Genomic DNA, 13,852 nt, shown 5'->3' with positions numbered 1-13,852 from the left:
CACGACACATGGGACGCATTCAACTCAAGTCCGTGACCAAAAGCTTCGGCGACGTGCAGGTCATCCCGCCGCTGGACCTAACCATCGAAGATGGCGAGTTCACCGTCTTCGTCGGCCCCTCGGGTTGCGGCAAGTCCACCCTTCTGCGCCTGATCGCGGGGTTGGAGGATATCACCTCAGGCTCCATCGACATTGACGGTTCGGATGCCACAGACGTGCCGCCCGCCAAACGTGGATTGGCGATGGTGTTCCAGTCCTACGCGCTCTACCCGCATATGACAGTGCGCAAGAACATCGCCTTTCCCTTGCGCATGGCCAAGCTGGATCAGGCCGAGATCGACAAACGTGTCGAAGGCGCTGCAAGCGTTTTGAACCTGACCGACTATCTGGACCGCCGCCCCGGCCAACTGTCCGGTGGTCAGCGCCAGCGGGTGGCCATTGGCCGCGCTATTGTGCGCGAGCCTGCGGCGTTCCTGTTCGATGAACCGTTGTCGAACCTCGACGCGGCTCTACGGGTCGGCATGCGGCTGGAGATCAGTGAGTTGCACGAACGGTTGGCGACCACGATGATCTACGTGACCCACGATCAGGTCGAAGCCATGACCATGGCCGACAAAATCGTTGTTCTACAGGCCGGAGTGATCGAGCAAGTCGGCAGCCCGCTGGAGCTATACCGCACACCGCGCAATCTGTTCGTAGCTGGCTTCATCGGCTCGCCAAAGATGAACTTCATCGAAGGGCCAGAAGCGGCAAAACACGGCGCTCAAACCATCGGAATCCGGCCAGAACATATTGCTGTCTCCGAAACGGAAGGTGAATGGTCTGGGGTTGTAAGTGTTTCAGAGCACCTTGGATCCGACACCTTTTTCCACGTTCACGAAACCGGATTGGCGGAAACGATCACCGTCCGTGCGGATGGCGAGGTTGGGTTCCGCCATGGGGACCGCATCCACCTGACACCAAGGGATGACGTCATTCACCGGTTTGACGCAAAAGGTCTGCGGATCGAATGAAACGGCTGGCAGGCAAAACCGCCCTGATCACCGGGGCCGCGCGTGGCATTGGATTGGCGTTTGCCAAAGCATATGTGGCAGAGGGCGCCCGCGTAGCTATAGCCGACATTGAAATCAAGCGTGCGCAGGACGCAGCCGCCGGGATAGGCGAGGCCGCCTTTGCTATCGAAATGGACGTAACCAGCCAACAGAGCATGGACGCGGCTGTTGCCAAGACGGCCTCACTTCTCGGCCCCATCGACATATTGATCAATAACGCAGCCATCTTCTCAGCGGCACCCATCGTCGAAATCGAGCGCTCAGATTACAACCGTGTTTTCGAAGTCAACGTCGCAGGTGTTCTGTTCACAATGCAAGCCGTTGCGCGCCATATGATCGAGCACGGAACCAAGGGTCGGATCATAAACATGGCATCGCAGGCCGGGCGCAGGGGCGAGCCTTTGGTCGCTGTTTACTGTGCCAGCAAAGCCGCGATTATCTCCCTCACGCAATCTGCGGGACTGAACCTGATCTCTCATGGGATCAACGTGAACGCCATTGCCCCAGGTGTCGTCGACGGCGAGCATTGGGACGGTGTCGATGCTTTCTTCGCAAAACATGAAGGCAAACCGCTCGGCCAGAAGAAACGCGAAGTGGCCGCATCCGTTCCGTACGGCCGGATGGGTCGCGCCGACGATCTGACCGGGATGGCGGTGTTTCTAGCCTCGGATGAGGCCGAGTACATTGTCGCACAAACCTACAACGTCGACGGCGGAAACTGGATGAGCTGATGGACCCTCTGGCGAACGCAAATCTCCCGGTCAGGTTACAGCGCAACACCCTGTCAGACCTGCCAGAAACCGTTGGGACGCCCGCGTATGACCGCGCTGACCTTGCGCCGGGCATCGTTCACATCGGACTTGGTAACTTTCATCGTGCGCATCAGGCTTGGTACATTCACCAACTGATGCAGCAAGGTCTGGCATATGGCTGGGCGATCATAGGTGCCGGTGTACGAAACTATGACGCCAAGATGCGAGAACGCCTGCTGGAACAGGACTGCCTGACAACGTTGATCGAGCTGGATCCCAACGGGATAACCGCAGAGGTAATCGGTTCGATGATTGATTACCTGCCGATTGAACCCGGAAATGGTACTTTGATCCAATGCATGGCTGAGCCATCCACGAAAATCGTGTCAATGACGGTAACGGAAGGCGGGTATTTTCTGAACGCCAACACCGGTACGCTCGGCCTTGATCACGAAGATATTCGGCATGATGCAAAAAATCCGGATCGACCCCGTACGGTTTTTGGCGCAATCGTTTCGGCCTTGAAAAAACGCCGCGACGCAGGCCTCAGACCTTTCACCGCGTTAAGCTGCGACAACCTTCAGGGCAATGGGGCAATCCTGCGAGAATGCGTTGTCGGGCTGGCGCGCCTGTCTGACACTGATCTGGCCGACTGGATTGACCAAAACGGCGCGTTCCCCAATTCCATGGTGGATTGCATCGTTCCGGCAACCACAGACCAAGTGATATCGCAGTGCCGCGCGCTTGGCATCGACGACCGCGTGCCAGTCTCTCACGAAAACTTCCGCCAATGGGTGGTCGAAGATGATTTCTGCGCAGGACGACCGCCACTCGAAAAGGTTGGGGTAACGCTAACCCGCGATGTCCACAGCTACGAGACAATGAAACTGCGCATATTGAACGGTGGTCACCAGCTGCTTGCGAATGTCGGTGAAATTCTAAATGTTTCGACAATATCTGATTGTATGTCGGACCCAGACATCCTGGCATTTTTTCGGAAAGTTCAAGCAGATGATATTTTGCCGTTTGTCGAAGCCGTTCCCGGAACGACCCCGAAAGAATACCTAGAGCTGGTTGAAAAACGGTTTGCAAACACTGCAGTTCATGACACGACGCGCAGGGTTGCGTTCGACGGATCGGCTCGGCATCCGGGTTTTCTGCTTCCATCGCTGCGCGATGCGACAGCATCTGGGTCTTTCGCAAACGGGCTTGCACTTGCCGAAGCTTTCTGGTGCCGGATGTGTGCGGGTATTCGTGAAGACGGCTCGGAGATTGAGCCCAACGATCCGCAATGGGACACTCTTCACAAAGCTGCTTTGGCCTCTAAAGCCGATCCGGAAGCATGGCTCGAACAGCGTCAGTATTACGGCGACCTTGGGCGCGGAACGCGATTTGCCGAAGTCTTTGCCATGTGGCTGAACGCGATTTGGCGGAATGGGAGCCGGGCAGCTATAGCTCGATACATCGCATGATTGATCCGGTCACTTAAGGCGAACTGGCAGCCGTGTTTCGGGGTATCGGTTTCGATTTCAGCACCATTTCATCAGTAAAGTGGTCAGAACTTGGCAATACAATTGGCCAACGGGAAAAATTGCAAAAACAAACCCTACGTCGAAGCAGCAGCTGCGCGTGCTGCAGTTTGAAAGGCTTGATAGGTTTGAAACCGTCTTTGATGAAGATCTGAAATCCGTCCGCCCGAGGGCCGATAAACATCAGAAACGCGTGACATCTCTGACATACATTTGGACAAACTCGCACCGTGCTGTCCGGCTGCGCAGGCCCCAAGGATCGCCGCGCCTAAAAGAACCGGCTCTTCAGTTTCCGGGCCAGAAATTGAGATGCCCGTTGTATCCGCCAAAAGCTGCCGCACGGGCTCTTGTCGGCTGGCCCCTCCGGAGACAACTATGTTCGAGATTTTGGCACTGTGTTCCGCCTGCGTTTCGATGATTTGCCGCAGCCCGTAGCCCAACCCACAGAGACCGGCGATATAGAGGCTGACAAGACTGTCCAGCGATGTGTCCATGTCCAGCCCTGCAATCACCGCGCGTGTGCGCGGGTCGGCAAACGGTGCGCGGTTGCCGAGGAACTCGGGAACAACATGCAGGTCACGGGCGAGGTCAACAAGATGGCCAGAGCTGTCGACCATTTCCGTTGCCTTCGTCATCAGCCAGTTGGGAACGGAAAGGTCCGCATTTTTGGCGTGATCTGCCGCTTGCTGGACTGCGGGGTGCATCGCAATCAGCCGTTCTATTCCAGCACCAGCAGCGGACTGACCACCTTCATTCAGCCACATGCCCGGCAGCATTGCCGAGTAGTACGGCCCCCAGACACCAGGAACAAAAGTAGGATCGGCGGTTGTTGTCATTGTACAAGAAGATGTCCCGAACACATACGCCATGTTTTCGTTCGCAGGACCAAGACCCTTTGCGCCCACCGTTCCGACACCGCCAGCATGAGCGTCGATCAACCCGGCGGCAACAGGGGTGCCCGCGACAAGACCAAGCGATTTGGCCGCATCGGCAGTAAGTCCATTCGCCAAAGGCTGCCCCGGGTCGGTTATTTCATTGCCAATGCGACGAAAGCCTTCTTCCGCCAGTTCGCCTAGACCTGTTTGTTTGAAAAAGCTTTCATCCCAACCGCCGCTTCGCGCGACGTAGGTCCATTTGCATGTCACCGTGCAACTTGACCGCGCCGTAGATCCTGTGGCCTTCCATGTCAGGAAATCCGTCAGGTCAAAGAAATGCTCGGCAGCAGTAAATGTTTCGGGCATGTGGCGTTTGAGCCAAAGAAGCTTCGGTAACTGCATTTCGGGTGAAACAGCTCCGCCCACATAAGCCAGAACAGCATGCTTCGTTGCGTTGATTTCATCCGTCTCTGCCATGGCACGATGATCCATCCAGACGATGATGTCCCGCGCTGCGTCCCCGCTGGATCCCACGGGTAACGGTGCCCCGTTCTTGCCTACAACGACGAGAGAACATGTGGCATCGAACCCGATGCCGGCAACATCCTTCGGGTCGACGTTGCTCTGGGCCACTGCTGCTTGCACAGCCTTGCAGACTGCGGACCAAGCTTGCGTCGAGGATTGTTCGACAATATCCGCGCCTTCTTGAAACAGCGCAAGTTCACACACACCGCAGCCTTGCAGGTGACCTTCTGAATCGAATATTCCTGCGCGCGCACTGCCGGTCCCGACATCAACCCCCAAGAAAAATCGCATTGTTCCCGTCTCTTCTGTTTTCTCTGGCGTTGTTAGATGCGTGGCCTCGCAACATCGTTGCTGCCCTCGGACTCGGGGCCAAAACCATACTTCATACGCTGCATCTGGTCGATAACACGTGACATTTCATCGTCCGACAATATCGGTGGTTCCCCCAACGGCAACGCCTGCACGTAAAGGCGCGACAAGGTCTCGACTTCAGTCGCCAGCCAAAGAGCTTCGTCCAAAGTCTTGCCAATCGTGATCTGCCCGTGTTGGGCCAATAGACACGCGGTTCGGTCCTTAAGCGCAGTCAGCACCGCGTCAGACAAATCCTGAGTCCCAAAGGTTGCATATTGTGCGCAAGGGATCGTTGTACCCCCAGCCACACCCACCATGTAGTGAAACGCCGGAATCTGACGATGGTGACAGGCAAGCGTGGTTGCGTAGACCGAGTGGCAGTGCAGCACGACATCGATATCCGCCCGCTTTTGCAGAATATCACGGTGGAACCGCCATTCCGACGATGGCCTGCGCCCGACATAGGTGCCCTCGAAATCCATCTCGACCAGATCTTCGGGTTTCATCTTGTCATACGGCAGAGATGATGGCGTGATCAGGAACCCGCGCTCGAAACGGGCCGACAAATTGCCTGCCGTACCCTGATTAATTCCGGTGGCATTCATTTTTAGGCATGTCTCGACCATGCGCTCGCGCAATTCTCGTTCAGTCATTGAGGCGGGCTCCTTGTCCGTTTGCGGCCTTGCGCCACTGCTTCGCGTATTCTGCCAGACCAGGCATCACAATAGGGGTTACCGGATCAAGCGCCAGAGGTGGCGGTGAAGATCCAGAGTGTTTGCAAGCCAGTTGCAACGCACCGGCGACAACACCATGCGTTTCATGTGACGCTTCGGTCCGACGTTCCGGGCGCAGAGCAGCAACAATGGGCGCATAAAGCGGCTCATTCAGAAAGGTCCCATCCAGAATAAGCCTGTCCCCACCGTTCAACACATCAGAACAGGTCACTGTCAGCAACGCCGAATGAAGCACCGCCAGCGCTTTGCGTTCTAACTCGTCTGCCGGAGGTGCCCCAACGAAATGCCCTTGCCTTGCCGAGCCGGGAAACTGCCCTTCGTTTTCTCCAAAACTTGGTATCGCCATGGTTCCGCGACTAATCAATCGTTCCAAGACCTTGCGATCGGCAGCCTGTTTATCGGGGTCTGGTCCTGCTATGGCCGAGAATTCGCGCCCACCCATCGTCAATGCACCTCCGACCGGGTCGCCATCCATATCGGCGTTGATTGTTGTTCCGAGCGTTTGATCAAGACTTGCAATGTCTGCTTCGCGCGACAATGCAACCACCCAAGTACCCGTGGAAACAAGTGTAAAGTCAGCAATCTGAGCAGCCAGATACCGGAAGAAATTCGCGGAAGAGTCATGCGCGCCAGTCAGTACAACCATGTTTTGAGGCAAGCCGAAACGCTGCACCAGAGTGTTGCGAACCGGCCCAAGCGGTTCCCAGGCCGCCCGAAACTCTGGGATCATTCTCTGCCAGCCATGGTCTTGAACTATTGGTGTCCAGCGGCGGCGCGGGACGTTCCACAGATGCGACTGCGCGCCCATCGCAGAGTATTCCGAAGCCGCAACACCGGTCAGCCACCATCCCCAGAATTGCGCAATATTCAGAAAATATCGGGCCTTTCCGAACTCAGTTGGGCAGGCGCGTTCCATCCACAGCAACTGTCGGGCGGAGTGAGTGGAGGCCATCATTATCGGACTGCCACGGTCCTCGAACGTTCCCGCCTTTCTGCGATATTCCACATCAATTTCGGGTGGACATGCCTGTTCATAGTCGATCATGGGCAAGACGCATCCGGCGCCGGTGCTATCCGGATCGGAACTCACAAGCACACCGCCCGAACCGTGACCAACAGGTACAATCGTCCGAATTGGGTGCCGTTGGCAGAGCTCGGAAAGAGTACCGATAAGCCAGGCTGCGATACCATCCAGGTCGTGAAACCGCCAAATCTGGCCATCCAGCACAGTGTTGGGGGTCGACCAATTCTCCAGCAAAGTGCCATCTTCGCTGGCGACCCAAAGTTCGACATTGGTTTTACCAACGTCAAGAACCGCGATATCACCCTTGCCCGTCAACGTCTTACCACGGGGGTTGTGGGACGGCCTCTCTCATGTCCGGGTGAACCTTGCACCGCAGTCATATGAGCCGGTATTGGGCGGCCTTGTTCCTGAGGAACGGCAAACCCTTGTCCATAACATCCTTGAAAGAAGGGGCAACGGGTCGCCAAATCGCCAGTCCGTACCCGATCTGTGGCGGCATATTGATGAAACTCTCCATTGCGAGCCCGCCCTTGAACCCAATCGCCGCCAATGTGGCGTAGATCTCGTCCCAATCGCAGGTCCCCTCACCCGGTGTGCCGCGGTCGCTTTCCGACAAATGAATGTAACGCAAGTGTTCGCGTGCATCGAGGATACCATTGCCTGCGCCCTTCTCTTCGATATTCATGTGATAAGTGTCGAGATGGATGAAAATATTATCGGCACCTACTTTCTCGATCATCTCGACCGCCTGCCAACCCGTATTGATCAAGTGGTTCTCATAGCGATTCACGGGCTCGATACCAAAGGCGATGCCCAGGGTTTTTGCGTGTTTCGCGGCGCCCTCCAAGGCGCGTGCGATATTGTCATACTCGGCCTGAGTGGGCGGCACACCTGTGCGTTCTCCAATGCCACCATACGTGACACCAGACAGAGCTTCTGCGCCCATTTCTTTGACTTTGTCCATAGCATTGACAAGGTGCCCGATTGCGCCATCGGGATTGACCGAGGCCCAGTTTTGTTCGGGCAGCCCCAGCGAACAAACGGCTCGCATCTCGTATTTTTCAAGTAAGTCACGCGTATGGGTTGCGTCGACAACGCCTGTATCCAGCAGGGCAATCTCGATGAAGTCCATCTTATAGGCGGCCGCGGCGGGTATTGTCCGCTCGGCCCCATCGCGATCCCAGTGCATCGTCCACATGCTGGTATGTACGCCGAAACCTTCCATAATCATGTCCCCCTTCGTCGTTTTAATTGCCATCGCGCGCCAACCCACCGCAACGCCATCACGCCAATCAGAAACAAACCCCAGACAGCCGTAGACAGATGCTGGTTGGCTCCGATCAGGTTCAGACCTGATGAAAGAGCCTGCAGAATAATCAGGGCCAGAACCACTGGCAGCACGCGCCCGAACCCTCCGAACGGATCGATCCCGCCCAGAAAACACGCCAGAACAGTTACCAAAAGCAACGCCTCACCATGGCCGACACGGACTGAATTGAAGCGCGCGGCCATCAGGATGCCCGCCACAGCGCAGATCATGCCTGAAATGGCATAAATCAACACAAGGGTACGACGTGTCGGCAGCCCGGAATACTCAGACGCCTGAATGTTCGAACCGATCATGTAGACCGAGAACCCGTGCCGCGTGCGTTTGAGCATGATGTGCCAAACAAACGCGGCCAGCAGGAAGATGATCATCGGAACCGGAATGCCCAGAAAACTGCCGTGACCCAGTACATTCATATATTCCGGGAAACCCGAAATATCGCCGCCGCGCGTCAGAAATTCACCCAAACCACGCAGGAAAATCATCATGGCCAGCGAAACCAGGATAGGGTGCGCGCCCACATAGGCCACCACGACCCCCATAACAGCACCAGAAGCGGCGCCAGCCAGCAAGGCAAGCGCTGCTCCAAGAACGAAAGCCCCTGGCCCCGCTTCGGCCCCTCCGAACGCGATGAGAACCCACGCCAATGCGAGCCCCGAAATGTTGGCCTGAAAGATGATCGCAAGGTTCAATCCGCCCGACAGGATCGGCACAAGCATGGCCAATGTCAGCAGACCCAATACCGGCATTTGAAAGGCCATTGAGCGCAAGTTAGCGCCCGTCAAAAACAACGGTGTCGCCAGGGAAAACGCCAGAAAGACCAAGCCGAGAAAGACAAGCAATGGCAGGGTTTCGGCCCCAAGTGCCGCATGTATTCTTTCGCGCAGGTTCATCCCGTTTCTGCCTTTGCAACACTAGTGGCAGCACGCGGACGCCAACCAAAGCTCAGGTTCGATGACGAAATCGCCAACAGGATCGCAGCGCCGATAATCATCTGGAACGCAAAGGGAGAGATCCCCAGAAGGTTCAGACCGTTTTGCGTGATCGCGACAAACATAACCCCCAGAATGCATCCAAAGACGGTGCCACGACCGCCGCCCAACCGGGCACCGCCAAGCACTACCGCGGCCAACACGTCCAACTCTCGACCGTAAAGCGCATTTGGCACCACCTCTTGCGCAATGTTTACCTGCATCAACCCACCGATCCCGGCCATCATTCCGCACCATCCAAAGGCGACGATCTGCATTTGCCAGATATTCACACCCGCACGCCGAGCGCCCTCGGGATTATCGCCAAAAGCATAAAGCTGGCGACCAAGCGTAGTCAGGCGAATGAGACCCCAAGTCGCGACCACACAGACAATCATGACAGCAACCGAGAGATTCAGTTCTGACCAGGTCCCGTCCGCCGCCTGCCGTTCGAAGATGAAGATGCGGTCGGTCCACCAATCCGGCAGGTTGTAGATGTTTCGGCCTTTGGTGAAGAACATCAGCAATCCAAAGAACGCATTGAAGGTGGCGATGGTGATAACGATGGAAATCACCCGAAATCCGTGGATCAAAAGCGCGTTGACCAGTCCGAGACCGATCCCGAGCAGAGCTGCAACGAAAAAACCAATCGCCCAATTGCCGCCGCCAATGCTCATGAAAACCTGAGCTGCCACATATTGAACAACCGAAGCAGCCACCGCGAAGGAAATATCGATACCGCCAGCAATTAGGACAACCAGCAAGCCGACCGCCCAGATCAGATTGACTGCGTTATTGTTCAACAGCGACGTGACATTTCCCATTGTCAGGAATGTGTCGGTGCCAAGCGACAAACCGAAGATCATCAAAAGCAGAACGACGCTGAGGCGCGCTTCGACGGGGTGTGTTCGAAAGTGGTCACGCATAGATACGTGCCTCTAGTTCAGACACGCTGGTGGTGCGTGGATCGTATTCGCCCACAATCTGCCCATCCGCCATGTGAAGGACACGATCCGAATTGAACATCGCTTCGGTCACCTCGTCCGAGATCAGAAGGATCGCCAGCCCCTCATCGGCCAACTGACGCACGATCTTAAATATGCCGGCCCGCGCCCCGACATCCACACCGACAGTCGGACTGTCCAGGATCAAAAGCCGTGGTTCGGTTGCCAGCCATTTTGCCAAAACAACTCTTTGCTGGTTGCCTCCTGACAGTGTCGAGACTGCGTCTTCTGGCCTTCCAATTTTCACGGCAAGTTCTCTGATCCAGTGCCCAACAAGGTCGGATTGGCGTTTGGGAGACAACAAGCCAAGGCCATTGAGAATGCGGTCCAGCACAGAAATAGCGGTATTGTCCGCAATGGATTGCGGCTGGATAAGTCCTAAAGACAGGCGGTCTTCGGACACATAGGCAACACCGCGTGCGATGGCCTCGCGAATTGAGGCAAAGCGGACCGGTGTACCCTCCAACCGGATTTCGCCCACATCCAACGGGTTCATTCCGATCAGTGCATGGGCAAGTTCTGTTCGGCCAGCACCGATCAAACCGGTAAGGCCAAGTACCTCTCCGCGCCGTATGGTCAGGGAGACATTCTGGAATTCGCCGTGCCGACACATCCCCTGAACTTCCAGCACGGGTTCCGCCTGTGCGCGGTCCTGCGCATTGACTGTGTGCTCCAACAACGCCCCGGTCATCAGTTCACCTAGGCGGGATTGTGTCATGTTTTCCGTAGAATACACGCCGACAAGCTTACCGTCGCGCAGAACTGTGACCCGCTCAGAAATGTCGATAACTTCGGCCAGACGGTGACTAACAAAAACAACAGCGATCCCTTGTGAGGATAGCGTGCGCACCACCTCCAACAATGCATCTGTTTCGGTTTGGGTCAGCGAAGCCGTCGGTTCATCCATGAACACCAGCCGGGCTTCACCCATCAAAGCACGGGCAATGGCAACGATCTGGCGTTGCGCGATCGGTAGGTCTCCCAGTCGGGTATCAAGGTTCAATGGTACATGCAAACGATCAAGAACCGATTGGACATGGCGTCTGTAGTGGCTTCCAAAATTCAGGCGCGGTATCAGCCCGACCATCTCATCAAAAGCGATGTTTTCCGCCACTGTCATATGCGGAAACAGCGCAAGATCCTGCCATATGACGGCAATACCCAACGCCCGCGCTTTTGTTGGAGAAATCGTAGTAAAGCTGTGGCCGAACAATTCCAATTCAGCACCGGGGTCAGCTGTATAAACACCTGTAACGATCTTGATCAGCGTTGACTTCCCGCAGCCGTTTTCTCCGGCAAGGCAATGTACCTCGCCCGGCCGCACTTCGAAATCGACGGATTGCAGCGCCTTTACCCCGCCGAAGGTTTTCGAGACGTTTCGCAGCCTCAACGCCGGGGCCGTATCAGGATCAGTTTTCATTGTGTTCTATGCCTGAGTGGAGACCCACGTTTCGCGGATCTCCAAACCGTCGAACCACGACCTCAGAGACCTTTCGCAGCCAACTCGTCGACTGTGCTTTTGTTGATCTCCAAAAGGTTATCCGTGATGATATTGCGGGTCGCTTCATCCGGGCTGACAACACCCAAACCTTCAATCTCGGTGCCTTCTGTGATTTCCTCTCCATTCACAAGCATATCACCCAAGGTGACAAAAACACGGCCCGCCTCGGCTGGATTCCACATAAACCCGCCGGATATGACATCATCTTTCAACAGTTTCTGACCCTGGCCCGGCGAGAACGGACCAAGCACATGGACTTTGCCACCCAGACGACGTTCTTCAATCGCGCGCCCTGCCCCAATCGGACCCTGGCTTCCAAAAGCAAGGAACCCGCGCAGATCTGGATTGGCTGCGATCAGATCAAGTGCGGTGGAACGGCTGTCGTCAACACTTTCAGCAACGCCATAACGATCACCCACCGGTTGCAATTTGTCAGAACAGTTTTCAGCCAGCCAGGCGATACCTGCATCCGCCCACGCGTTGTGTAGTGGTACGGTCAGTGACCCGACATAAACAGCGTAGGTGCCGGGCTCTTCGGTTTTCTCGCACAGCAATTTGGCATGTGCCTCTCCAAACCCATCTGCTGAGGCCAGCTCGAAGTTCCAGTCCACATTGTTAAGGCCCGGACCTTCATGTGCAATCACCTTGATCCCGGCATCCATGGCCTTTTGCAACACAGGTTCGAGCGCGGCTTCATCATTTGGCACCACCCCGATCACATCAACGCCCTTTGCGATCAGATCTTCGATTGCACGAACCTGAAGGGCTGGGTCGGCAGACGTCGGACCAATCATTTCGGCACTGACACCCAACTCACCGGCGCGCTCCTTGATGCCTTCTTCCATCGCGTTGAACCAGGGAATCCCTCCGATCTTTACTACGATTCCCATCGTGGTCTCGGCGGCAGCCGAAGTCGCCGTTAGGGCAAGTGTGCAGACAGAAGCTGCGAGTATCATTTTTGTCTTCATAACTTCCTCCCTAATTGGCCAGCGCCAAACAGCAGCACCCGGCCTATAAATAATTGCACCATCGGTTGTTCTTTGTTGCGCAATCGATGGTGCATAGGCTATATTGAAACCGCTAATTTTGTCAAAGGGATATATTTTTGGCGAAAACCGATACAAATAAGCAGGTCACGATCTACGATATCGCGGACCGCGCAGGCACTTCGGCAAGCACGGTCGGGGCAGTACTAAACGGATCCTGGCGCAACCGACGCATTAGCGAAGAGCGTGCAAATACCATCCGAAAACTGGCAAGCGAGATGGGGTATGCACCAAATATGCAGGCGCGTGCGCTGCGCAGTGTCAGATCAAGCATGATCGGTATGATCATCCCAATGTATGACAACCGTTATTTCGGAGCTATCGCAGAGCGCTTTGAAACAGCCTCGCGCGCCAGGGGCCTGCTACCGATGACCTCGTGCACACATCGCGAACCTGAACTGGAATTGGCCACCGTCAGGCAAATGCTGTCCTATAACGTGGATCACATTGTGTGCACCGGCGCATCCGATCCCGATGGTATTGCCGAGATTTGCCGTGCGCAGAACGTGCCAACGATCAACCTTGATCTGCCGGGAACTGCTGCACCTTCCATAATATCCGACAATTACAGCGGCGCTTATAAGCTGACCGAGGCATTGATAGAGCGTGCTGATGCGAAAGGGCTCAACTGGCAAGATGAGTTTCTGTTCGTTGGGGGACGTCCGACTGACCACAACACAAGTGAACGGATACGTGGCTTTAAAGATGCGTTTAATCATGCTGGTGCGCGTCCGATAGAAGACAACATCCTGGCTTGCGGCTACGCGGCGTCGAAATCCAAAGCTGCATTTTCGGCAAAAGTGAAAGCTTCGGGCCGCATGCCGACGGCTATGTTCGTAAACTCTACGATTTCATTGGAAGGTGTCTTCGAATGGTTGGCACAGAATGACAGAGCCGCGCTGGACACAATTCTCTTTGGAAGTTTCGACTGGGATCCATTTGCGCAATATATGGCACAAAACCTGTTCTCGGTTCGCCAGGATGTCACCGCCATGGTGGACACCATGTTCCAGGTCATCGACAACGCAGCGCCATACGGTTCCGACGTGATACACATACAGCCGATTGTGATGTCTGAAGGTACGTAAACGAACCGGAACCCTGCCTTTTGCTTCCGCAGCTCACTTGAGAAAGTGACGTGATCGGCCTTCGCAATGCACT

Annotated in this window: 12 protein-coding genes; 4 read left to right on the top strand and 8 right to left on the bottom strand. The window is 55.6% G+C overall.

Annotated elements, in window-relative coordinates; all coding sequences use genetic code 11:
- Positions 1 to 8 precede the first annotated feature (8 nt).
- The 3 genes from GS646_RS18615 to GS646_RS18605 are packed head-to-tail and all read left to right on the top strand — an operon-like array spanning position 9 to position 3,276.
- Positions 9 to 1,013, top strand: a complete 1,005-nt coding sequence (locus tag GS646_RS18615; RefSeq protein ID WP_171647907.1) for an ABC transporter ATP-binding protein — start codon at positions 9 to 11, stop codon at positions 1,011 to 1,013.
- Positions 1,010 to 1,783, top strand: coding sequence for an L-iditol 2-dehydrogenase (locus GS646_RS18610; RefSeq protein WP_171647909.1), 774 nt, complete (start codon positions 1,010 to 1,012; stop codon positions 1,781 to 1,783). Before GS646_RS18615 ends, GS646_RS18610 begins: the two co-directional genes overlap by 4 nt.
- Positions 1,783 to 3,276 (top strand): mannitol dehydrogenase family protein, encoded by a 1,494-nt coding sequence (locus GS646_RS18605; protein ID WP_171647911.1) that lies wholly within the window; start codon positions 1,783 to 1,785, stop codon positions 3,274 to 3,276. The genes GS646_RS18610 and GS646_RS18605 overlap by 1 nt, the downstream gene beginning before the upstream one ends.
- 134 nt (positions 3,277 to 3,410) lie before the next feature.
- Here the strand turns inward: GS646_RS18605 and GS646_RS18600 are convergent, their stop codons facing one another.
- From GS646_RS18600 to GS646_RS18565, 8 genes are all read right to left on the bottom strand, one after another.
- Positions 3,411 to 5,024, bottom strand: a complete 1,614-nt coding sequence (locus GS646_RS18600; protein ID WP_171647913.1) for an FGGY-family carbohydrate kinase — start codon at positions 5,022 to 5,024, stop codon at positions 3,411 to 3,413.
- Positions 5,025 to 5,056: 32 nt separating this feature from the next.
- Positions 5,057 to 5,737: a class II aldolase/adducin family protein gene (locus GS646_RS18595; protein ID WP_171647915.1), complete on the bottom strand. Its 681-nt coding sequence runs from the start codon at positions 5,735 to 5,737 to the stop codon at positions 5,057 to 5,059.
- Entirely contained in the window at positions 5,730 to 7,157 is a 1,428-nt protein-coding gene (locus tag GS646_RS18590) for an FGGY family carbohydrate kinase (protein ID WP_216600464.1), read from the bottom strand. Before GS646_RS18590 ends, GS646_RS18595 begins: the two co-directional genes overlap by 8 nt.
- Before the next feature lie 61 nt (positions 7,158 to 7,218).
- The gene (locus tag GS646_RS18585; protein ID WP_216600465.1) at positions 7,219 to 8,067 is read right to left on the bottom strand and encodes a sugar phosphate isomerase/epimerase; all 849 of its coding nucleotides are present in this window, start codon (positions 8,065 to 8,067) and stop codon (positions 7,219 to 7,221) included.
- Positions 8,068 to 8,069: 2 nt separating this feature from the next.
- Complete coding sequence (locus tag GS646_RS18580) at positions 8,070 to 9,062, bottom strand: ABC transporter permease (protein ID WP_171647919.1); 993 nt, start codon at positions 9,060 to 9,062, stop codon at positions 8,070 to 8,072.
- On the bottom strand, positions 9,059 to 10,066 hold the full coding sequence (locus GS646_RS18575) for an ABC transporter permease (RefSeq protein ID WP_171647921.1): 1,008 nt from the start codon (positions 10,064 to 10,066) through the stop codon (positions 9,059 to 9,061). Before GS646_RS18575 ends, GS646_RS18580 begins: the two co-directional genes overlap by 4 nt.
- Positions 10,059 to 11,564, bottom strand: coding sequence for a sugar ABC transporter ATP-binding protein (locus GS646_RS18570; protein WP_171187360.1), 1,506 nt, complete (start codon positions 11,562 to 11,564; stop codon positions 10,059 to 10,061). The genes GS646_RS18575 and GS646_RS18570 overlap by 8 nt, the downstream gene beginning before the upstream one ends.
- 62 nt (positions 11,565 to 11,626) lie before the next feature.
- Positions 11,627 to 12,613 carry a substrate-binding domain-containing protein gene (locus GS646_RS18565; protein ID WP_171187358.1) on the bottom strand — a complete coding sequence of 329 codons (987 nt, stop codon included), beginning with the start codon at positions 12,611 to 12,613 and terminating at the stop codon, positions 11,627 to 11,629.
- A 137-nt stretch (positions 12,614 to 12,750) separates the two neighbouring features.
- Between GS646_RS18565 and GS646_RS18560 the strand changes: the two genes are divergently transcribed.
- Positions 12,751 to 13,779 (top strand): substrate-binding domain-containing protein, encoded by a 1,029-nt coding sequence (locus tag GS646_RS18560; protein WP_171647923.1) that lies wholly within the window; start codon positions 12,751 to 12,753, stop codon positions 13,777 to 13,779.
- Positions 13,780 to 13,852 lie beyond the last annotated feature (73 nt).

The sequence above is a fragment of the Ruegeria sp. HKCCD4315 genome (genome assembly GCF_013112245.1).
Taxonomy (GTDB): Bacteria; Pseudomonadota; Alphaproteobacteria; order Rhodobacterales; family Rhodobacteraceae; genus Ruegeria.
This window is presented reverse-complemented; position numbering and strand designations above follow the sequence as displayed.

Excerpts from the sequence above, each read along its gene's own strand:
- GS646_RS18615 (WP_171647907.1), top strand. The coding sequence starts at position 9 with ATGGGACGCATTCAACTCAAGTCCGTGACCAAAAGCTTCGGCGACGTG.
- GS646_RS18610 (WP_171647909.1), top strand. The coding sequence starts at position 1,010 with ATGAAACGGCTGGCAGGCAAAACCGCCCTGATCACCGGGGCCGCGCGT.
- GS646_RS18605 (WP_171647911.1), top strand. The coding sequence starts at position 1,783 with ATGGACCCTCTGGCGAACGCAAATCTCCCGGTCAGGTTACAGCGCAAC.
- GS646_RS18600 (WP_171647913.1), bottom strand. The coding sequence starts at position 5,024 with ATGCGATTTTTCTTGGGGGTTGATGTCGGGACCGGCAGTGCGCGCGCA.
- GS646_RS18595 (WP_171647915.1), bottom strand. The coding sequence starts at position 5,737 with ATGACTGAACGAGAATTGCGCGAGCGCATGGTCGAGACATGCCTAAAA.
- GS646_RS18585 (WP_216600465.1), bottom strand. The coding sequence starts at position 8,067 with ATGGAAGGTTTCGGCGTACATACCAGCATGTGGACGATGCACTGGGAT.
- GS646_RS18580 (WP_171647919.1), bottom strand. The coding sequence starts at position 9,062 with ATGAACCTGCGCGAAAGAATACATGCGGCACTTGGGGCCGAAACCCTG.
- GS646_RS18575 (WP_171647921.1), bottom strand. The coding sequence starts at position 10,066 with ATGCGTGACCACTTTCGAACACACCCCGTCGAAGCGCGCCTCAGCGTC.
- GS646_RS18570 (WP_171187360.1), bottom strand. The coding sequence starts at position 11,564 with ATGAAAACTGATCCTGATACGGCCCCGGCGTTGAGGCTGCGAAACGTC.
- GS646_RS18565 (WP_171187358.1), bottom strand. The coding sequence starts at position 12,613 with ATGAAGACAAAAATGATACTCGCAGCTTCTGTCTGCACACTTGCCCTA.